This window comes from Nocardia stercoris, assembly GCF_003696265.1.
GTDB classification, from domain to species: Bacteria; Actinomycetota; Actinomycetes; order Mycobacteriales; family Mycobacteriaceae; genus Nocardia; species Nocardia stercoris.
Window position 1 is genome coordinate 118935 of record NZ_RFFH01000014.1, and the last position, 19863, is coordinate 138797.

Sequence of the window (19863 nt, forward strand, 5' to 3'; positions counted from 1 at the left end):
TTTCATCAAGACTCGACGCGCGCAATCGCGCCACCGGGTTCGGCACCCGATTCGAGATACCGGGTCTCGCCGCGCGGCTCGATCAGATCCACTCGGACCGTGCGCATCGGGATACCCACTTCCACGGTCGCCGTATCCACCTGCTGGATCGTCAGATCCGCCGAGCGGCGCCGCGGCGCGCCCGGATCACTGATCGTCACCGTGGTCGGCGCGTCGGACGCGTGCGGCGGGACCTGATCGAACACCTCGATGGTCGGCCGGCCCCCGGCCCCGGGCGCCGGGTCGCCGCCCGTCCCCTCCGCGTCCACCGCGAGCCGCAGCGAAGCGGGATCGCCCACGGCCGAGACCAGTTGCTGCCAGCGGTGCGGCCGAGCCGAATGGACCTGGACGTTGGCGCCGACCGCGGTGGCCCGCAACACGATCTGTTGCGCGACCGGCAGCGCTGCCTGCACATCGACGGTGCGCTGCCGCGGGTTGTACCGGGTGGGGTCGAACAGCGGCAGTGCCAGCTGATGCCGGGGCTGGCCGTTGAGCGCACCCAGGATCTGGCCGTTGGGACCGATCGGAATGTCCAGTTCGGACAGTACCGTCGCGGCCGAGTCGCTGTCGACCCGGCCGCCCACCAGCTCGTGCGCCGACACCTCGGTGGGCAGCGTCGCGAGCAGGGCCTCGGACTGCTTGCCGGGCAGGCGGCGCAGATAGCCGGGCAGCGGATCGGTGGCCGGCGGGCCGACGAACCGCACCAGCCCGGCCGGACCGGCGGCGCTGCCCGCCAGCCCGACGACGACCGTGGTGCGGCCGCGGTTCCAGCTCCAGCAGTCGTCGAGGCCGGCGTCACCGAGCCGAGCCCAGTCGATCCGGAAGGTGGTGACACACCGCCCCGGCACCGAGGACTCCAGCTGGTTGCGCCGCTCCCGCAGATCCGCCAGGTCGACCCCGGCGTGCAGCACCATGGTGGCCTCGGCCAGCGCCGACGCCGGCAGCACGTGGGCGGCGATCCCGCTCTCCCGCAACCGGTTCGCGATCCGGTGCGCCGCGCCGGCCAGCGCCGCGGGCCCGGTCCGCGCGACCTGCCCGCGCCGGCCCAGCGCGGGCAGGTTGCGTTCCAGGTCGAGCCGGACCACCAGCCAGGTAAGCCGGTCGCCGACGACCGCCTGCGGGCCGATCAGCTGGTCGTAGAGCAGTCCGTAGCCGCCGGTCGACCGGATCCGTTGCCCGGTGGTGACGATGTCGATCTCGATGTCGATGCCGTACTGGCGGCGCAGCGGCAGCAGCACCTCGATCGGAACCGTGTCCTCGGTGTACACCGTCTTGTCGGCGATGACGGTCGGCAGGTCGAGGTCCGGCGCCAACTGGATCATGGCGACCAGGGCCGCGTCGGTGAACCGGATGCCACAGGTCCCGGCGTTCACCTCGACGTCGCGCAGGTCCGCGGCCGTCGTGCGGCGCCGCGCCCGGGCGGCGAGCCCGAACTCGAACACCGCCGCATCGCGCAGCCGGCCCGCCACGGTCACGCCGCCGAGCGGGACGCTGACCACCAGCAGCGCGAAGCCGACGGCGCCCGCCGCGATCCACCAGGCCGCCAGGGCCCAGATCCCCGCGGCCAGCATCGAACCCACGACCACGAACGCGATGAGCGGGCCGCCGTTCACTCCCGGGCGTACCCCGCGTACACCGTTCATGGCTTCCTCCGGAACACCGCACGCAACCCGGCCGACACCGGCCAGAACAAGATCACAACACCGAACACGATGCCCACCACCGTGCGCGGCCGCCAGTCCACCGGCCGCCGCGGCGGCGGCATGACCAGCATCGCGCCGCGCGCGGTGTCGGCCGGCGGCTTCGGCGGAGTCCGGTACGACAGCGACTCGAGCGCGTCGATCACCCCCGCGCCGACCGTATTGTCGACCCCGCGGGCCGGCGCGTGCGCCCCCGCCACCAACCGGGCCGTGATCTCGGCCGGGGTCTCGTTGGGGAACCGGGAGCGCAGCAGGGCCGCCACGCCGCTGACGTAGGCCGCCGCGAACGAGGCGCCGCCGACCGGTACCAGCTTGTCGCCCGCGCCGACACCGTTGATCAGGCTCGGGCCGCCGGGTCCGAGAGACTCGATTCCGGTTCCCGGGGCACCGACCGACACCCAGGGGCCGGTCAGCGAGTCGTCCATCGTTTCCCCTGCGGCAGTGGTGAATCCGACGGTCAGCACGTCGGTGCTGTACCAGCTCGGCGTCGCGATCGTCTTCACCGCATCCCAGTTGCGCGGATCGAACGGACGGCTCGGGTCGATGGCGGGATTCTGACCGCAACCGGACCCGCCGGTGTTCCCGGCGCCGGCCACGATCAGCGCGCCGCGCACGTGGACGGCGTAGCCGATCGCCTGGGACAGCATCGACTGGTCCACCTGGGTGCTGACCGGCAGGCAGATCGGCACCGACACCGTGATCACCCCCGCGCCCAGGTTCGCCGCGTGCGTGATGGCTCGCGCCATGGTCCGGACGTCGAGCGAAGCCTGTTGCACCGCATCGAAGTTCTGCGGCGGGTTGTCCAGGCTGAACGCGCCGGAGCGATAGCGGATCGACACGATCCGCGCGTCCGGTGCGACGCCGGTGAACCCGTCGGCGGGATCGGCCGCGCCCCCGATGATCCCAGCGACCAGGGTGCCGTGCGCATCGCAGTCGTAGAGCCCGTCCCCGCCGGCCTGCACATAGTCGCCGCCGCCGATCAGGTTGGGCAGCCGCGTATCCGGGCTCACCCCGGTGTCGAGCACCGCCACCGTGACTCCGGCACCGCGGGTCAGCGCGCGTGCCTGGCGCAGTTCCAGGGCCCGCTCGGGCGGCGGCACCTGCACCAGGTCGCTGTTGGGCAGCACACCGGCGGTCTGACATCCCTTGTCCTGCTTGGTGGGCAGCTCCGGTCCCGGCGGGCCGTCCGGCGGCACGGTGCCGACCAGGACGTCGGGCGGCGCCACCGCCAGCGCGGGGCTCGCCGCCGACAGCACCAGCAGCGCCGCGCCCGCGAAAGCTGTTGCCCGACAGGCGAACCGGGCCACGGCGGACGATCCGGCGGCGGTCGGGGCCCCGGCGAACGCCACGGCCGACCCCATCAGATCGCTCGCATGGCGGTATAGATACCGGCGATCCAGCAGGCGATCATCGGAACCACGACGATCAGCGCGTACTCCAGCAGGTCGATGGCGCGCCGGGTCACCGGCGACAGCCGAACACCCGGAAGCCGCGTCGCCGCAACACATCCCGCGGTGGCGGCCGCGGCCAGCACCAGGACCACGGCCAGCCGCGCCTGCGGCGACGCGTACGCCCCCACCAGCACCGCCGCCTCACCGGCCGCGGTCACCGCGGCGGCGACCAGCAGCGACACCGCCTGCACCCGGTCCGGGAACCAGCGCAACCGCAGCACGAGCAGGCCCGACACGGCCACGCCCAGCACGATCTCGCGGACCCCGCCCGGCTCGGCGGCGGCCGCCAGCACAGTCGAACCGCCCAGCAGCACACAGGATCCGGCCAGCAGGCCACGCAGCGCGGCGACGGCCCGGCGGGCACGGTGCTCGATACCGAGCGCCGGGCCGGCACCCGGATCCTCCGCGTCCGCGGCCGCGGCCTGCGCGGTCTCGGTGTCGAACACGTCGGTGAGGGTGCCCGGGGAGACGTCGCTGCCGGGGTCGGGCAGGTCCGGCGGGCGAATCTGGGCCAGTACCACCGCAAGTCGCGGAGCCATGGTCAGCAGGATCAGCCCGGCCAGGACCAGGCCGCCGTAGACGTGCCGCTCCGGCAGGTCCGTGAACGCGGTGATCCCGGCGGCCACGGCGACCGGGATCCCGACCGCGGTCAGCCCCACCAGGGTGGCGACCCCGGTGCGCAGGGTCCGGATCATGGCGGCGGCCGCCGCGGCCGCCACGATCGCGCCCGCGGCGATGTTCGCCGCGGCGAACGGGCCCGGCTGGTCGTAGGGCCGGGGCACGAGCATGGCGGTGCCCGCGAACAGCAGCACGACCGAGGGCAGCGCCAGCCCGAGCGCGACCCGCGGCGGCAACCCGCGCCGCGCGACCACGGCCGCCAGCCAGCAGGTCACACCGAGCGCCAGCGCCGGCAGCCCGCACCACACGCCCGAGCCGCTGCGCATCCACGACCAGGACAGCAGCACCGCGGCCACGAATCCGCCGACACCGAGCACCGACAGTCCGGCGACCGCCGCTGTGGTGCTGTCGAATTCGGCGAACTCTCGCTCGTTGATCAGCGCCAGCGCGTCGGTGATGTCCTCGACGACCGGAGTGAACACCTCCGACGACTCCACCAGCGACAGCATGAGCAGACCACCGTCGGTCACATCGTGGTCCTCGAGCGTCCGCCAGCGCGGCATCGGCGGCTCACCGGGGCGGCTCAACGTCCACTGGCCTTCGGCCGCGGTGAAATCGACCGAGTCGTCTCCGATCGCCTCGGCCAGCACGCCGAGCAGATCGTCGACGAACGACTCGATCGCGAACTTCGTGGGCAGCACCACGTCGACCTGATACGTCGCGACCATGACCGCGACCCGGACCCGGGCCACCTCGGCTGGTTGGGCGGCGGCAGCGGCTCCCGCCGCGGCCGGAGCGAAAGCGGTACTCACCGATGGACTCCTCGGTCGGTGTAGGCGGTTGCGGCGGGATGACTGGGGAACCAATCCGCCAGCGCGGCAGCCAATTCCTCGAAGGCGACCGCGGTCTCCTCCTGGAGCAGGCGCAGATCGATCTCCCCGCCCTCGGCCAGATGCGGGTCGTAGGGCAGGGTCCGGGTCGGCCGCTCGGCCGCCGCGAACAGCTCCTCGATCTTGTCCACCTCCACAGTCGGACGCGCCGGATGCTGATGCACGATCGCCACCATGGACGCAGCCAGCTGCTGCGAAAGCCCGTGTGCGTCGAGCCAGCGCAGCGTAGCGACCGCACCTGTCACGCCGCGCACGGTCGCGGGGGTCACCACCACGACCGCGTCGCTGGTGCGCAGCACGGTGGCCGTCGCCGAGTCGAGCACACCGGTGCCGCAGTCGATCACGAGCAGGTTGTAGTGCCGGCGCAGGATCCCGACCCCGGCCACGTACTCCGCGCCGGTCAGCGGCGCGGCGGCCTCCGGGCTCCACGGCGACGCCACCACCGCGAGGTCGGCGCTGTTCACCGAGGCGAAGGACTGGACCGCGGCGAAGGAGTCCAGCTGCGGGGCCATCGCCAGGTCCCGCAGCGTCAGCCCGTACGGGTGCCGGCTGGTGCGGCTGGCCAGGTCGGAGAAGTCGGGGTTGGCGTCGACGGCGACCACCCGGTCGGCGCGCAACTCGGCATATGTGGAGCCGAGCGCGGCGACCGTGGTGGTGCGGCCGACGCCGCCCTTCACGCTGATCACCGCGATCTGGTAGTTGCGGGTGAGCTGGCGGCGGATCCGGGTGCGGCGGTCCTGGATCCGGCGTTCGGCGGGCGACAGCCCGAGCGAGAAGCCGACCTTGTTCAGCGCCCCGCGCATGCCCTGGGTGGAGCGCAGATGGGCCTGCTTGGTGGCGGCGATCTCGGCGAGCAGTTCGGGTGAGGTCGGGGCGAGATTGAGCAGGCTCGACTGACCGGCCGCGGGCTGCTGCGCCACGGTGCCCGAATACTGTTGCGGCGCAGCAGCATACGCCTGCTGGTACTGCTGGGCGGGATAGACCTGAGCGGCCGCCGGATGCGGCTGTGCCACAGTGGATTGCGCCTGCGCGGCGGCGGATTGTGACTGTGTCGCGGCAGTTCGGTCCTGCGCCGCCGCGGCCGCCTGGGCGGGGGCGGCGTAACCCACCGAATACGGCTGCGCGGCAGCGATATACGGCTGCGCCGCAGGCGCCGCGGCCTCCGGGCCGGCCGACGTCGGCTCGGTCAGCGGGATCGGAGTGCCGCCCGACAGCGGTTCGGCAGTGGGCTGGACGCTCATCCGCGTGGTGGGCATGCCGACCGCGGGTGCGGCAACAGACGGCGGGACGGCCCCGGTCGGCGCGGAGTGAGCCGGCGGCGCAACAGAAGTCGACGAGGTGGCAGAACTCGACGGCGCAACCGGCACGGACGACGCACCGGATGACGACGACGTGGCAGGAGCCGACGACGCGCCCGGGGTCGACGACGCGCCGGTAGTCGACGACGCGGCCGGGGTCCACGATGCGCCAGCGGACGGCGGCGCGCCTGGGGTCGACGACGCGCCAGGGGTCGACGACGCGGCAGAAGTCGACGACGCGCCAGGGGTCGACGACGCGCCTGAGCTCGACGACGCGGCAGGGGTCGACGACGCGTTAGTGGTCGGAGGTGCTGCGGAACCCGAAGTTCCTGCGGCATCGGTCGATTCGACGGGCGCGGGCGAGGCCTTCAGGTTCTCCAGCAGCGTGCTCAACGGAGGCAGCGGCGTCACGACGGTAACCTCCGTCGAGCCGGCCATGGGCGTCTCCGCCGCTGGCTCGGCGGCCGCTGCCGGCGGCACCACGCCGACGGTAGCGACCGGCGCGACCGCGGCACCCGGCACGGGCACCGCCGGCCGCTGCTCGTCCGCCTGCGCCGGGGCTTCGGTGACGGCCGCTGTCGGTTCGGCGGCCGCGATCACGGCCGACCCGGCGCTCTCCTCGGCCGCCGCGCGGGAACGGCTGACCGTGTCGAGCCAGCTGCTGCTCGCGGCGGCGGGGGCCGATTCGGGCTCGTCGAGCTTCGCGAAGAAGGTGTCGTAGCCACCCTGGGACCGGATGGACCGGGTGGAATTGCCGTTCCGCGTCGGCGTATCGCCCATGGTTACTGGTCCTTCCGAGAGATCCTGCCGAGCAAATCGTGCCGCGTCATCACACCCTGCGGGTGCCGAACCAGCCGCCCGGGATCAGGCCGGCCAACGCTCGGATCCCGGCGTGCACCGCCGCGTCGTCGCCCGGTACATAAGTCACCCATACTTCGCTGTCGGCCGCCACATGGGGATAGACCACGATCCGGCCCTCCGGCGTATCCAGCACCTGGAGCGCCGGCGGGGGGTCACCGGCGAGTTCGAGGTCGGGTTGCGCGACGACACCGTCCTCGTGGCGGGTGACCACGGCCTCGGCGCGCCGCACGACGTCCGAGCCCACTCGGGACAGCACACCCGCGGTGCGGGGCGCGGCACCCAGTTCCAGCAGCGCGCGCCGTTTCTCGTCCGGATCGTCGACCGGTAGTTCGAGCAGCGCCGTGCGGGTGGCCCGCATGGCATCGAAGTGCAGTGGCGGACAGGGCCCGAGTGCGGCGAGCAGGGCCGCGCCGACGGTCTGGAGCTGGTTGTCCTCGGCGAACACCTGCTGGATCACCAGCTCGTCGCCGAACCGGACGGCGAGCACGTGCAGCTCGTCGGCCCGGACCAGCGACAGCCGCAGAGTGGCGGCGACCTCGTACTCGGCGGCGGGATCCCAGATCACCGCCGCCAGTTCGACATCGGGCCGGTCGAGGACCGACAGCCACTGTGCGACAACGGGTTCCACCTGCCCGTCGACGAGGATGCCCGCCTCGGTGAGATTCTCGGTCAGGATCTCGTCCACCCACTCCTGATCCGCGTCGGAGTAGACGTCCGGGTAGATCTCCAGGATCGCCGGGTAGCTCTCGATGCCGGTCAGCCGCCGCAACAACCGCGCGCCGTCGACGGACAGGTCGATGGCCACCGGCTGCCCGGAACCGGCGGCACCATACGCGGGGTCGGTGGCGGCCAAGCCACCGATTTCCGCCATCTTCGTGTTCCTTTCAGGAGGTCTTCGCCTGCGGGACAGCCGTTCAGGCTTCCTGGTCGTCGAGGGAGTAGCCGATCACCCCGATCTCCGGGGGCAGCTCCAGCACCGGCACGTCCTCGGGCTCGCCCGGCACGATAACCTTGCCCGACCGCTTCTCGGGGTCCCGGCGTCGCTGGTTGCGGGGGCCGGTCACACTGACCGCGCGACGCGGTGCGATCGGCTCCGGCTCCTCCACGGCGGTGCCGGCGCCGAACGCCTTGCCGCCGTTCTGCCAGCTGCCCGGCATCCGGAATCCGGAGGCCGTGCCCGGCATGGATCCCATGCCACCCCGCACCAGCGACAGGTTCGTCATTCCGCCGAGCCCGCCGTACCCCAGCGCACCCGACGCCAGGGCCGCGGAGTCGCCGCCACCGGCCGAGTCCAGCGAAACATTCTGTGTCGCACCGGAATCCATGCCTCCCGGCAGACTGCCGAGCGGGTCGGCCTGCCCAGCCGGGTTCACCGGATTGCCGACAGGATCGGGATTCGGCCCGGGGCCGGGTTCCGGATTCGGGCCGGGGCCGGGTCCTGGGTTCGGATTCGGGCCGGGGCCGGGATTCGGATTCTGTCCCGGACCCGACGACGACGGCGGACCCGACGTCGACGGCGGTTGCACCACGGGCGATCCCGGCGTTCGGACGACTCCGCCGGGCCCACTGAGCAGTTCGGGCGAGGCGAACTGACCGTTCGGGGCGACGATCGGCGGTGCCGGCGTCGTCGGACTCGGCAACCCGGTCGTCAGCCCGGAGACGGTCGTGCCGTAGCCGCTGTAGGCGACGGCGGCCGCACCGGCCAAGGCGGCCTTCAGCGCCGGTGCCGCGGCGACCATCCCGGCGCCGACCGGCGTCCCGGAACCCGCAGCGGCGATCTTCTCGGCCACCTCCACCATGGTCTGGAGCTTCTCGAGTCCGCCCATCGTGCCGACGATCGCGTCGTAGGCGTCCCCGACCAGGTTCGCGTTGAAGCCCGCGTCGAAGGAGTCCATGGCGTGCGACTTGAGCCACGCCGCGTGCGCGTCGAACGCGGCCTTGACGGTGTTCGACGCGTCGCTCTCCCACACCATCGACATGCCGTCGGTGGTGTTGGTGGAGCCGTTCGCCGCGGTCCACAACGCGTCACCGAGTGCGTAGTAGGCCTTGCTGATGGCGTCCATACCCGACCGGCCCGCACCCGAGGTCAGTTCGTTCAGGTAATCCCTCGGCATGACCGGGATCGGATCCGGTGGGTCGAAAATCCGCATGTTGACTCCGCTACCTGTCGCGCTGCCCTATTCGTGCGCGCGGCAGGATTCCCCGGGCAGCGTGACCACCGCGCCACCGCTGCCGTCGGTGTCGGCGTAGTCCTGGCTCACCGGAATCAGGGCTTGAGCACCGTTGAACAGGTGCGTCGCGCCGTCGCCGGCCTGGCTGGTGAAGTTCACGACATGGTTGCCGAACGCGACCCGGGCATTGCCGCTGACCAGGTCCGAGCCCATGGCGGTGGTCGACAGCGCCGCGTTCGCGGTGTTCTTGATGACGTCGACCAGATTCGTGTAATGCACGGTGAGCTGACCGCACACACCCGGAAGTTCACTCGGAATTACCGTAAGACCCATTGAATCGTTGGCTGGAACATCCATGGGACTGTCTCCTCACAACTGACGCCGACACGGCAGTGACACTGAAGTGCCTTGCTATACCAAGAACGCTAGGTCATTCCCATCCATGGGAAGCCGCTCGAGCGGGCCGCGGCGCGCGCCGGATACCGTGCCCCGGAAACGACTTTCGCCGGGCCCGAGGGCCCGGCGAAAGATCGGATTACCGTTGCGATCCGCGGCACCTACAGCACGAAACGCTTACCGCTCGCGATGTCGGAGACCTGGAACATACCGCCGGAACCGGCGACCGACGCCGTGGCCTGCTTGAGGGCCAGCAGGTTCGCGGTGTCCTCGTCCAGGGCCTTCTTCAGCTCCCGGGTGGCGACGTCGAGCGCGTCGGAACCGGCACCGGTGTAACCGTTCTGGATCAGCTTGTCGACCACGGCCTGCACGTAGGTGTGGTTGTCGACCATCTCGTCGACCGTGGTGGCCAGGTGCGCCAGGTGGTCGTCGACCACACCGAACGGCACCTTGATCATGCCTCCGCCTGCCATTTTCATCTTCCTTTCGTGATGTTCGGGTGACGAGTCAGACGAACGGAGTGATCTTGCTGCCCGAGTTCATCTCGACCTTCGCGGCGGCTTCCATGTCCGCGTTGTCGATCGAGATACCCGCGTCCTTGAGCGCCTGGGCGTGGTCGGACAGCCGCTGCGCGAGCTTCTGACCGGACTGGATGCAGTTGTTGAGCGCGTCCTGCACCCGCGCCGCGGCGATCGGGCTCTGGAAGGCCTCGTTCAGCGCCGACTGGATGCCTTGCAGGGTGGAGATGTGGCCCATCTTGGTCTGATGGGCCGTCATCAGATTGCCGTGTGAGCTTTGAATACTGCCGCTATCACCGGCGTAGCCGTTAGTAGCCATTTCCGGTCCCTTTCTCGAGCGTGGAGGACACCGGCACCGGGTGCGTCCGGCCCGCTGTTACTTAGAACGCTAAGTCATTCCCGCACATGGGAACTGATTCATGCCTCGGGAATCCAGGCTGCCTGCACCAGGTCTCGGCGGCTGTGCAGCGGTTCCACCAGGATGCCACGGCCCACGGGCTGTTTGGTCGCCTTGACGTCACCGATCAGGATGCCGTCGAGTTTCGAGCCGTCCATGATGAATCCGGAGGAGTTCAGGTTCTTCATCTGGCCGAGCACGTTGTCGTACATGGCGGTGTCCGCCTGCGCGATATTGCGGGCCGCGATGATGTGCAGACCGGTGTCGCGGCCGTCGACGATGATGTCCTTGATCGGATCCAGCGGGTTCATCGCGCCGCGCTGCGCCACCATGTGGTAGTCGTCGATGAACACGAAGATCTCCGGTCCCGACCACCAGGAGCGCTCCCGCAGCTGCTGGGGCGTCACCCCGTCGGGTGCGCGCCGGGCCCGCATCCGGCCGGCGAAGTCGGGCAGGCTGTCGATCAGGTCGCGTTCGCTGCTCAGGTAGCCGACCGACATCTCCGGCGGCACCGCCTCCATGTGCTGGCGGCGGTAGTCGATGAGCAGGATGCGGGCCTGTTCCGGGGTGAACTGCCGGCAGACCGAGGCGATCAGCGCGGACAGCACCGTCGACTTGCCCGACCCCGACGAACCCACCACGATCAGGTGGGTCGAGACGCCGAAGTCGATCGCGGCAGGACTCAGGTCGGATTCGCGCACCCCGAACGGCAGCACCATGCGCTGCGCGTGCGTGGTCGGATGCGGGCGGCCGGCGATGATCTCGTCGAGCGTGACCCGAGCGGGCAGCAGTTTGACCTCCGGCGCCCGCCGTCCCGGGTAGGTGTGGTTGAGCTGTTCGGTGGCCGCTGCCAGTCCGGCGGCCGCCGATTCGGGGTCGCCGTTGCCGTCCACACGCGGCAACGCGGTGAGCATGTGCAGCCCCTCGACCGACAGACAGCGGCCGGGGCGGTTCGCCGGAATTGCCGCCACCACAGCGCGATTGGACATGAAGACGGTGTCGGTCAGGTCACCGAGGCGCATCTCCAGGCGCGTCTGCAGCAGGTCCTTCACGGCGGGCCGGATCGCCGCCCACCGCGAGCTGGACAGCACCAGGTGGATGCCGTAGTTGAGGCCCTGTAGGGCGATCGACTCCACCACCGACAGGTAGTCGTCGAAATACGGTCCGCTGACCGAGAATCCGATGTCCCATCCGTCGATGACCAGGAAGACGTCGCCGTGGATGTCGCCGCGCGCGGCCAGCTGCGCCGACTCCGCCGCGGAAGCCCGGCGGCGGCGGAACTCGCGCATGGTGTCGATGCCGAGTTCGGCGAACATCGTCTGCCGGTTCGCCAGCAGGTTGGTGATCAGCGCGAAGGTGCGCCGCACCCGGTCGCCGTCGCGGGCCGAGGCCACCGAGCCCACGTGCGGCAGATTGCGAATTCCGGTCAGACCACCGGAGAAGTCCAGGCAGTAGAACTGCGCCTGCTCCGGGGTGTGGGTCAGCGCGGTCCCGAGAATCAGCGTCTGCAGCGCGGTCGACTTGCCGGACTGCGGGCCACCGACCACCGCGACGTGCCCGCCCGCGCCGGACAGGTCCACCGACCAGACGTCCTGGCGCTGCTGGGCCGGGCGGTCGACCAGGGCCCACGGAATGTTCAGTGTCCCCGGCTGAACCGCGGAGATCAGCCGGTCCAGCGTCGGCGGGGTGTTCAGCGGCGGCAGCCACATCTTGTGCGCCGGACGGCCACGGCCCGCCAGCTGCTGCAGCACCGTCTCCATCACCGAGATCGGTTCGCCCTCGGCCTCGGCTTCGGTGACCGCGGCCTGCTGCGGTTCGACGACGGCGGGACGCAGATCGGCGACCGGCGCGGAGGTGAACAGCTGCGGCGGGCGGTAACCGCTGCCCGCCCGCCGGGACCGCGCGGGACCGGCGTTGGTGGTCGTTTGCGGTGCGACATAAGGGGATCCGACGTAGGCGGCCTGGAACCGTTGCAGGTCACCGGATCCGGCGCGCAGGTAGCCCGCACCCGGCTTCTTGGGCAGGTGGTAGGCGTCGGCGGTGCCGATGGCGTCGCGGGAGTCGCTGGTCTGGTTGGTGCGCAACGCGATCCGGTAGGACAGGTGCGCCTCCAGCTCACCCATCCGGTTGGCCGGAACCTTCTGCGAGGCGAGCAGCAGGTGCACACGCAGCGAGCGGCCCAGCCGGCCGATCGCGACGAACAGTTTGGTGAAGTTCGGGTGCTGTTCGAGCAGTTCGGCGAACTCGTCGAGCACGATCAGCAGGGTCGGCAGCGGATCCAGCTGCGCGCCTTGCTCTCTCGCCCGCTCGTAGTCGGCGACACTGGCGAAGTTCCCGGCTTCACGCAGCACGCGCTGACGCCGGGCCATCTCGCCGTTGATCACGTCCTCCATTCGGGTGACGAGATCGGCCTCCTCCTCCATGTTCGTGACGACCGCGGTGACGTGCGAGAGCCGGTCGAACCCGAGGAACGTCGCACCACCCTTGAAGTCGACCAGCAGCAGGTTCAACACATCCGGCGAGTGTGTGGCGACCGCCGAAAGCACAAGGGTGCGAAGGAATTCCGACTTTCCGGAACCGGTGGCACCGATGCACATGCCGTGCGGGCCCATGCCCTCCTCGGCCGACTCCTTGATGTCCAGGTACACCGGGGCACCGGCCGGGTCGTAGCCGAACGGGATGTTGAGCCGGGCCCGGTCGGCGTCGCGCCGCCGGGCCCACTGCCGGTCGATCCGGATACTGCCCGGGTCGGTCAGCGAAACCAGATCCTCCCAGGTGGTTCCGCCGCCGGCCTGGTCGGCCACCACCGCCTCGATCACGGTGGACAACCGGTACGGCGACAGCGAGCGGGCCAGCGCGGTCACCGCGGGCACGGTCATGGCGTCGGCGAGCCCGACCCGGCGGCTGCCGCGCGAATTGATCTCGTGCAGTGTGCGATCCGCGTCGACGGTGAATTTCAGCGCGCGCGGGAGCGTTTGGTCGGAGGGCCCGAGCCGCAGCCAGGTGCCACCGTCCAGGCCGGAGATGTCGCGGTCGTTGGCCGCGCCACCGGCCGCCACCACCAGGATGAAGTGCTTGCGCTCGAGGCTGGGCGTGCTGTTGGCGGTGAACGGGCCGCGGTTGAGGCCGGCCAGCACCTTGGTGCGCAGTTCCGCCACGCTCCGGTACACCATGCGAGTCGGGCCGACGCCGTCGGTGTCGCTCGCATGTTGGGTGTGCGGCAACCATTTCAGCCACGCCCACTGCGGTGCGTCGGGGTCGTTCACCACCGCCGCAACCGCGACCTGGTCCGGTCCGTGCAGCACCACGATCTCGGCGAGCATCGCGCGGACCAGCCCGGCGACGGCGACCTCGTCGCCGTCGAGCCCGACCTCGGGCGCGGACAGCAGGTTGATCGCCACCGGCATGCCGCCCACCGTCGAGTAGGCCTTCGCGAACCGGGTCACCTCGACCACGCCGACCGGGTCCAGGTCGGCCAGCGGCGCGGCCTCGGGCACGATCACCCGGACCTGGTTGGCGATCCGGCCGCGGCCCACCCGGACCCGCAGGAACTGCTGGGCCGCGACCTGCACCTCCCACATCCGGGTGCCGCCGACCAGGCGGCTCAACTCGGCCGGTCCGGGATGGGCGTGGCGCAGGTAGGTGTGCAGTTCCACCTCGGCGGCGCGCACGGTACGGCGGTTCTCGGCGACGCTGCGCAGGTAGTCCTTGCGTTCCTCGTCGAGCGATCCCGAGCCGCCCCCGCCCATCGAGCCGCCCATCATGCCGAACATCGACACGATCATCATCATCGGGAACATCATCGACATCGGCGACATCTGACCGCCACCGCGGAACATCATCACCATCATGCCGCCGGTACCGGCCATCATCACGACCGGCATGATCAGCTTGAGCCGAGACGGCGGAACGGGTTTCGGCAGTTCGGTCGGTGGCTGCAGGCGCAGTTCGGTGACGGCGGGCGCCTTCGGGCCGCGCACGGCCCGCGCGGGGCGGACGAAACGCTTGGTGGTGGTCACGGGTTTCCTCCCGGGAGCCCGACGGCGGACTTGTCGACGGGCAGCCCCTCGTGCAGGATGCGCGCGTCCGCCTGGGACAGGGTCGGCCCGACCGCGAACAGCGACACCGCACTCCACGGCGCCGGCACCGGAACCTTCAGTCCGAGCGCGTTCAGCGTGGGGTCGCCGTTGTCGCCCAGTTTGGCGTCGATGCCGTAGCGGACCCCGGAGTCGGAGATCCAGAACAGGGTCTCGCGGCGCGGCGACACCGGGTCCATGCCGGTCACCTGCACGAATCTGCCGGTGTCCCTGGGCATGTAGGCCGCGTCGGCGGTCGCGCCGTGCGAGGTCTGCGCGGTCACCAGCGGCACGGTCCGGCGCTGTTCCTCCACGCTGAGCGGCAGCTGCCGGCCCACCAGCAGTGTGGTGGCCGCGCTCGGGTCGGTGCTGGCGCGCGACCAGTGGAAACAGGTCACGCCGGACCGTTCCGGGTCGACGATGTGCACGGAATGGTCGGGGAAGGACGCGGTGCCGGGCCAGCCGCCCGGGCGTAGGTTGGCCGCGATCACGTCCGGGCGCACGGCGATGGTGGTCATGGTGCCGTGCGCGTCGGCGTTGCGCACCATCGCCGCCAGCACCGAACTGATCTGCACCACACCGGATTGCGACACCAGGTAGTACGCGGCGGTCTGATCCACGGTCGACACGGCCAGCACCGCGCCGACCGGAACCGTCATACCGGAGGACAGGGTCACGGTGCTGCCCGCGCCCGGCACATCCGGCACCTTGATCGGCGGCACCTCGGGGATGGCGCTGAGCAGGCCCTTCGACACCGGGGCGACGGGTGCGGTGGCGTCGATTCCGAGCGCCAGCATGACCGCGGAGTCACCGAGATTCAGTGCGGCCCGGACCACCCCGTGATCACGGTCGGGATAGACGAGCCAGGTGGTGGCGTCGTCGCGCAGCAACCGCGCCTCACCGGCGGCGATCGGGCGTACCGAATCCGGGTCGGTGCGCAGCTGGGTGCCGATCACCGTGGTGTGCACCGAGGACAGGCCGGTGGTGGGCAGGCCGGTGGACTGGTCGACCGGCGCGGCCGGGCCGATGGTGGCGGTGTCGCAGATCGCCCACGACGAGTCCCGCACCCCCGAATCGGCGACCACACCCGGCGCGCCGGAGATCCCGATCAGTGGCCCGCGCGGGAAGCGGGCCAGCTCGTCGCGCGTGACATTGGTCGGGTTCTCGGCATCCCCGACCGCCAGCCGAGCCGAGGTCAGGTTCAGTGCCGGATACAGCCGACCGCCGATGAACACGTACAGCGCGCCCGTGCCCTGTTCGGCGACGATGTGGGTGCTGTCGGTGATCTGCTTGGCGGGTTTGAAGAAGGCCAGTACCGCCGAGGCGGCCACCAGGACGCAGGCCAGCGCGATTCCCACCGACAGCGCGGTGGACCGGCCGCGCTGCGGGTCGTCGATCATGGAGGCGTCGCGCCGCACCAGTGCGTGATCGATGCGCCGGAACAGGAAGCGCCAGCCCGACACCTGGTGTTTGGTCACCACCCGGAAGCGCGCCACCTGGTCAGCCGGCTGCCGTGGGAGCCAAACCGTCCAGGGCACTGGCGATATCGGACTCCGAGATCGTCATCAGGTCTTCGTTGCTCAGCGACAGGATGTCGATGTTGTCGCGGGTGAATCGGTAGTCGCGTTCGGCTTCCGCGGATTCGATCACGTTGCGCACGAAACGTCCGTTGCCGGCCAGGTCGATGAGGCGGCGGCCGTTGCGGGTCTGCCCCGACAGCTGCTCGCACCGGGCCCGCAGCACCTCGCGGGCGCCGTCGGACAAGATCGAATCCTTCTTCTGCGCAATATGATCGGCGATCTGCACCAGCTCGTCGGCCTCGTAGCTGGAGAACCGGACCCGTTTGGTGAACCGGGACGCCAGACCGTCGTTGGACGCCAGGAACCGGTCGATCTGGTCCTCGTAGCCGGCGATGACCACGACCAGCTTGTCGCGGTCGTTCTCCATCCGGGCCAGCAGGGTGTCGACGGCCTCCTTGCCGAAGGCGTCACCACCGGACAGGCCCTCCTGCACCAGGGTGTAGGCCTCGTCGATGAACAGCACGCCGCCCAGCGCGGAGTCGATGAGCGCGTTGGTCTTCGGCGCGGTGTGCCCGAGGTGGGTGCCGACCATGTCGTTGCGCGAGACCTCGATGACGTCGGCGTTCTCCACCACGCCGAGACCGGCGAAGATCTTCGCGATCACGCGGGCGATGGTGGTCTTACCGGTGCCGGGCGGGCCGGAGAAGATCAGGTGGTGCGAGCGGGAGTCGACGGCCAGGCCGCGCTTGGCCCGGACCTGGTCCATCAGCACACCGGACTTCAGCCGGTCGACCTGTTCCTTGACCGACACCATGCCGATCTGCGCGGCGAGCAGGTCGGAGGCCTCGGCCAGCTGCGTTTCGCGTTCGGTGCGGGCGGCGGTGGCGGCGGCCTCGGCCGGGTCGGCGCCCGAGCGCGGGTCCCAGCGGTCGGTGCGGGTGGCCAGCACCTCGCTGGTGGTGACCTCGAGCTTGAAGGTCTTGTCCGTGACCGCGCGCTGCCAGTCGGGGCGCTGCGAGTACAGCGCGGATCCCTGCAGCCCCTTGAGGATTCGGTCCGCGGCTTCGTTGTCGCCGTTGTGCCGCAGCACCATGCCGAGCAGGTAGTGGGCGTCGGCCCAGATGTAGGACAGGCTGCCCGAGGAGCTGTCCTCGACGATCCGCTGTGCCCGCGGCAGGGCCTCCCCGAACCGGCCCAGGTGGGCCAGGGCCTGGGCGGCCATGAGTTCGGCGGCGATGTCGAGCAGCCCGTCGTCGAGCAGCGGCTTGGCGGCACGCGCGTCGAGCACGTCGGGCCAGCGGCGGGTGCGGAAATACAGTGTCATGCGGACGAATTCGGCGACGTCGTCGCGTGGCACCTGGTCCAGGATGGCGAGCGCCTCGTCCCATTCGCCGTCACCGGCGTACTGGCAGACCTGGGCGATCGCGATCTGGTCGCGGTCGGCCATGGCGACCTGCAGGCCGAACATGCCGATCTCGACCTGGCACCACAGCGACCGGTCGGGCAGGCCCGCGCGCTGTTGATCCCGGTACAGATTGTGAACCGAGCGGTAGGCGCCGTAGACGACCTCCGCGTTCACCTCACCGGCCATGGCCCGGCCGAGCCAGGCATCGCACATATCCGGATCGAGGTCGGTCGCGGCCCGGAACGCGGCCAGCGCATGCTGGTTGTTGCGTCCACTCCCGGCCACCAGCCCGAGACTCTGAACTCCTGTGTAGAACGCGTCCTCCGCCGCTGACAACTCGGATCCCTTTCCGCTATCGCCTGATTCGAAAGGTTAGAAGAGGTACGAACACGGCGCGCTTCCCACCAATGGGAAGCGCGGTCGCGACGATCATGCCGTCGGTGCACGCGCCGCTGGGCAACGGCACGGACTGCCCGGCCCGGACCCGTCACCGCCCCTCGGACGGGCGCGGAACAAGATCGACGGTGACGTCCCGCACGATGAAATACCGGCGCACCCCCTGCCGGTGGCGGCGCTCACCCTGTGCGCTCGGCGCGGCATCGTCACCTACCTCGTCGAGCACCCCGCGCACTTCGAACGCCCGGTGCACGTGCTCGTCGGGCCAGCGCCGGACACCCTCGACATAGACATGGGATCGGGGGCCGCACACCAGAATCGCGCCGGACTTCGCATTCTCCGCGAGACCGCACAGGACGACGGGGCGGCCGACGTATAACGAAAGATTCACGGTCAGAACACCTTCCGTACCAGCGCCAACCCGAAGACCTGCGCATCCCAGTCCGGTTGGCTGCGGAAGAACGCATCCGGACTCTTCTGGAACACCAGCATCGGCCTATCCGATCCCTCCTCGACACCGTGGTCGGCATTCCACCACGTATTCGATCCGCGGTCGTACCAGCCGTAGTCGAAATTGCCGTAACCGTATTTTCCGACGAAATCGTCGGCGGTCATATCCACTTGGCCGGTCACCGGATCCGGGGCGAAACTCCACGGATTGGGCTCGGCCATCGACAGCGTCTCCGGACCCTCGCCCGTGAGATTCGGGAATTGGCCGGTCCAGAAGCGCTTCGCGTAGATCACCGGCTCCAGTTGCGCGGGCGGCACACCGCGGGTCATCTCCAGCGGTTCCGGGCGCAGCCGGGACAGGACGGGGTCCGCCCGGATCCGCGCGAGCAGTTCGCGCTCGTTCGCGGGCGCGTCGGCCAGGATCCGGCCGAATCGGTCCGCGACGGCCGATACCCGGGCGAAGCCACGGCGGCCTTCCTCGATCTTCGCCATCGACCGGACCCGTTCCAGCTCGGATCGGTGCTCGCCGATCCGAGCCCACAGGTCCCGGGTGTGCCGCAGCTGTTCGGCCGTGGCCTTGGCCCACTCGCTGTGCTCGGCCTCGGCCGCCCGGATCTCCGCGGCGATGTCGGGACCACCCGCGCCACGTTCGGCGAAGGCCCGCAGTCGAGTCAGTTCCTCCCAGCGCGTATGGGCTCCGTAGGCCAGCTCGTTCAGCATCTCGTTGGCCACCTCACCGGGCGCCAGCAGACGCTCGGTCTCGGCGGCGAGTGCGTGGATGCTCGGATCGCCGAAGGCGTAGCTCATCGTCGGGTACGTGTCGGTGAGCCCCAGCCGGAGGGCCGTCATCCCGATGCAGCCGTCGGCGAGCAGTTCCTCCTCCTGATCGGTGAGCCGCCGGCCGATCCGGTCCTCGAACATGCGCTGATAGGCAGCGGCCGAATACACGCGGGTGGTGTCGGGCAGTCCGTGCGCGTCGCAGGTCTCCGCGTCGAATCCGGGCGCGAAAGGCTCTGCGGTGCGGGCGGATTCGCCGATCCAGCGTGGCTCGGCGGCGATCTCGCGGTCCAGCGCGCCCATTCGCGCACCGGTGCCACCGGCTTCCGCCGCCACCGCTCTGGTCCGCCGCGCGAGGATCTCCCCGGCATCACCCAGATCGGCGCTCAGTCGCTCCGCCGCCCGGACCAGTTCCTCGACCAGTGGTTCTTCCACGATGACACTCCACGCGGTGGCGTGGGTCACCCGCCGCCGGCAGCTCGGATCCCGTTCCGCTACCGCCTGATTCGACAGGGTAGAAGAGATGCCGCCACCATGCGCCTTCCCAGCAGCGGGAAGCCGTGGGCGGACGGCCCTCGGCGGAACAGCTAGTGCAGCGGTGTCCACGTGGCGTCGCGGACCACGTAGTGCCGGCCGATCCCCTGCCGCGGCCTGCCGTCCGGTCCGCGCAGATCGGCGTCGCTGTCGCGCTCGGCGAGCACACCGGTCACTTCGAACGGCCGGTTGCACTGCTCCTCCGGCCACCGATCCAGGCCGTCGATATAGACATGAGAATTCCTGCCGCACACCAGGATCGCACCGGCGAGCAGATTGTCGGCCACACCGAGAAGCAGGACCGGCCGCCCGACGTAGTCGGCGAGGTCCAGCGGTCCCGGAGGGACGGGGCCGGGCACGGACATC

At 70.4% G+C, this 19863-nt stretch carries 16 protein-coding genes; 1 reads left to right on the forward strand and 15 read right to left on the reverse strand.

Annotation, left to right across the window (positions count from 1 at the left end):
• Positions 1-5 precede the first annotated feature (5 nt).
• The 4 genes from eccE to EBN03_RS25900 are packed head-to-tail and all read right to left on the reverse strand — an operon-like array spanning position 6 to position 5954.
• Complete coding sequence (gene eccE / locus EBN03_RS25885) at positions 6-1682, reverse strand: type VII secretion protein EccE (RefSeq protein WP_122190743.1); 1677 nt, start codon at positions 1680-1682, stop codon at positions 6-8.
• On the reverse strand, positions 1679-3088 hold the full coding sequence (gene mycP / locus EBN03_RS25890) for a type VII secretion-associated serine protease mycosin (protein ID WP_233608640.1): 1410 nt from the start codon (positions 3086-3088) through the stop codon (positions 1679-1681). Before mycP ends, eccE begins: the two co-directional genes overlap by 4 nt.
• Positions 3089-3099: 11 nt before the next feature.
• Positions 3100-4620, reverse strand: coding sequence for a type VII secretion integral membrane protein EccD (gene eccD, locus EBN03_RS25895; RefSeq protein ID WP_233608641.1), 1521 nt, complete (start codon positions 4618-4620; stop codon positions 3100-3102).
• Positions 4617-5954 carry an AAA family ATPase gene (locus EBN03_RS25900; RefSeq protein WP_233608642.1) on the reverse strand — a complete coding sequence of 446 codons (1338 nt, stop codon included), beginning with the start codon at positions 5952-5954 and terminating at the stop codon, positions 4617-4619. Before EBN03_RS25900 ends, eccD begins: the two co-directional genes overlap by 4 nt.
• An 82-nt stretch (positions 5955-6036) precedes the next feature.
• Here EBN03_RS25900 and EBN03_RS34320 point away from each other — a divergent pair, with 82 nt between their 5' ends.
• Entirely contained in the window at positions 6037-6717 is a 681-nt protein-coding gene (locus EBN03_RS34320; RefSeq protein WP_158675741.1) for a hypothetical protein, read from the forward strand.
• Positions 6718-6825: 108 nt separating this feature from the next.
• Here EBN03_RS34320 and EBN03_RS25910 read toward each other — a convergent pair whose 3' ends face one another.
• The 11 genes from EBN03_RS25910 to EBN03_RS25965 all read right to left on the reverse strand — a co-directional run bounded on the left by EBN03_RS25910 (position 6826) and on the right by EBN03_RS25965 (position 19862).
• The gene (locus EBN03_RS25910) at positions 6826-7728 is read right to left on the reverse strand and encodes an ESX secretion-associated protein EspG (protein WP_122190746.1); all 903 of its coding nucleotides are present in this window, start codon (positions 7726-7728) and stop codon (positions 6826-6828) included.
• Positions 7729-7771: 43 nt separating this feature from the next.
• Positions 7772-8971, reverse strand: a complete 1200-nt coding sequence (locus tag EBN03_RS34325) for a hypothetical protein (protein WP_158675742.1) — start codon at positions 8969-8971, stop codon at positions 7772-7774.
• Positions 8972-9034: 63 nt separating this feature from the next.
• A complete protein-coding gene (locus EBN03_RS25925; protein ID WP_158675743.1) occupies positions 9035-9361 on the reverse strand; it encodes a PE domain-containing protein in 327 nt (108 codons plus the stop codon).
• A gap of 224 nt (positions 9362-9585) precedes the next feature.
• Positions 9586-9897, reverse strand: a complete 312-nt coding sequence (locus tag EBN03_RS25930) for a WXG100 family type VII secretion target (protein ID WP_147471706.1) — start codon at positions 9895-9897, stop codon at positions 9586-9588.
• Positions 9898-9931: 34 nt separating this feature from the next.
• Entirely contained in the window at positions 9932-10201 is a 270-nt protein-coding gene (locus EBN03_RS25935; RefSeq protein WP_122190750.1) for a hypothetical protein, read from the reverse strand.
• A 158-nt stretch (positions 10202-10359) separates the two neighbouring features.
• Entirely contained in the window at positions 10360-14358 is a 3999-nt protein-coding gene (eccCa, locus tag EBN03_RS25940; protein ID WP_122190751.1) for a type VII secretion protein EccCa, read from the reverse strand.
• The gene (gene eccB, locus EBN03_RS25945; protein ID WP_233608643.1) at positions 14355-15953 is read right to left on the reverse strand and encodes a type VII secretion protein EccB; all 1599 of its coding nucleotides are present in this window, start codon (positions 15951-15953) and stop codon (positions 14355-14357) included. Before eccB ends, eccCa begins: the two co-directional genes overlap by 4 nt.
• Positions 15916-17676 carry a type VII secretion AAA-ATPase EccA gene (eccA, locus tag EBN03_RS25950; RefSeq protein ID WP_122190752.1) on the reverse strand — a complete coding sequence of 587 codons (1761 nt, stop codon included), beginning with the start codon at positions 17674-17676 and terminating at the stop codon, positions 15916-15918. The genes eccB and eccA overlap by 38 nt, the downstream gene beginning before the upstream one ends.
• Positions 17677-17827: 151 nt before the next feature.
• The gene (locus EBN03_RS25955; RefSeq protein ID WP_122190753.1) at positions 17828-18127 is read right to left on the reverse strand and encodes a hypothetical protein; all 300 of its coding nucleotides are present in this window, start codon (positions 18125-18127) and stop codon (positions 17828-17830) included.
• A gap of 2 nt (positions 18128-18129) precedes the next feature.
• A complete protein-coding gene (locus EBN03_RS25960; protein ID WP_147471707.1) occupies positions 18130-19398 on the reverse strand; it encodes a hypothetical protein in 1269 nt (422 codons plus the stop codon).
• Positions 19399-19550: 152 nt separating this feature from the next.
• The gene (locus tag EBN03_RS25965; protein ID WP_122190755.1) at positions 19551-19862 is read right to left on the reverse strand and encodes a hypothetical protein; all 312 of its coding nucleotides are present in this window, start codon (positions 19860-19862) and stop codon (positions 19551-19553) included.
• Between the last annotated feature and the right edge of the window lies 1 nt (position 19863).

Excerpts from the sequence above, each read along its gene's own strand:
- eccE (WP_122190743.1), bottom strand. The coding sequence starts at position 1,682 with ATGAACGGTGTACGCGGGGTACGCCCGGGAGTGAACGGCGGCCCGCTC.
- EBN03_RS25900 (WP_233608642.1), bottom strand. The coding sequence starts at position 5,954 with ATGCCCACCACGCGGATGAGCGTCCAGCCCACTGCCGAACCGCTGTCG.
- EBN03_RS25910 (WP_122190746.1), bottom strand. The coding sequence starts at position 7,728 with ATGGCGGAAATCGGTGGCTTGGCCGCCACCGACCCCGCGTATGGTGCC.
- EBN03_RS34325 (WP_158675742.1), bottom strand. The coding sequence starts at position 8,971 with ATGCCGAGGGATTACCTGAACGAACTGACCTCGGGTGCGGGCCGGTCG.
- EBN03_RS25925 (WP_158675743.1), bottom strand. The coding sequence starts at position 9,361 with ATGGGTCTTACGGTAATTCCGAGTGAACTTCCGGGTGTGTGCGGTCAG.
- EBN03_RS25930 (WP_147471706.1), bottom strand. The coding sequence starts at position 9,897 with ATGGCAGGCGGAGGCATGATCAAGGTGCCGTTCGGTGTGGTCGACGAC.
- EBN03_RS25935 (WP_122190750.1), bottom strand. The coding sequence starts at position 10,201 with ATGACGGCCCATCAGACCAAGATGGGCCACATCTCCACCCTGCAAGGC.
- EBN03_RS25965 (WP_122190755.1), bottom strand. The coding sequence starts at position 19,862 with ATGTCCGTGCCCGGCCCCGTCCCTCCGGGACCGCTGGACCTCGCCGAC.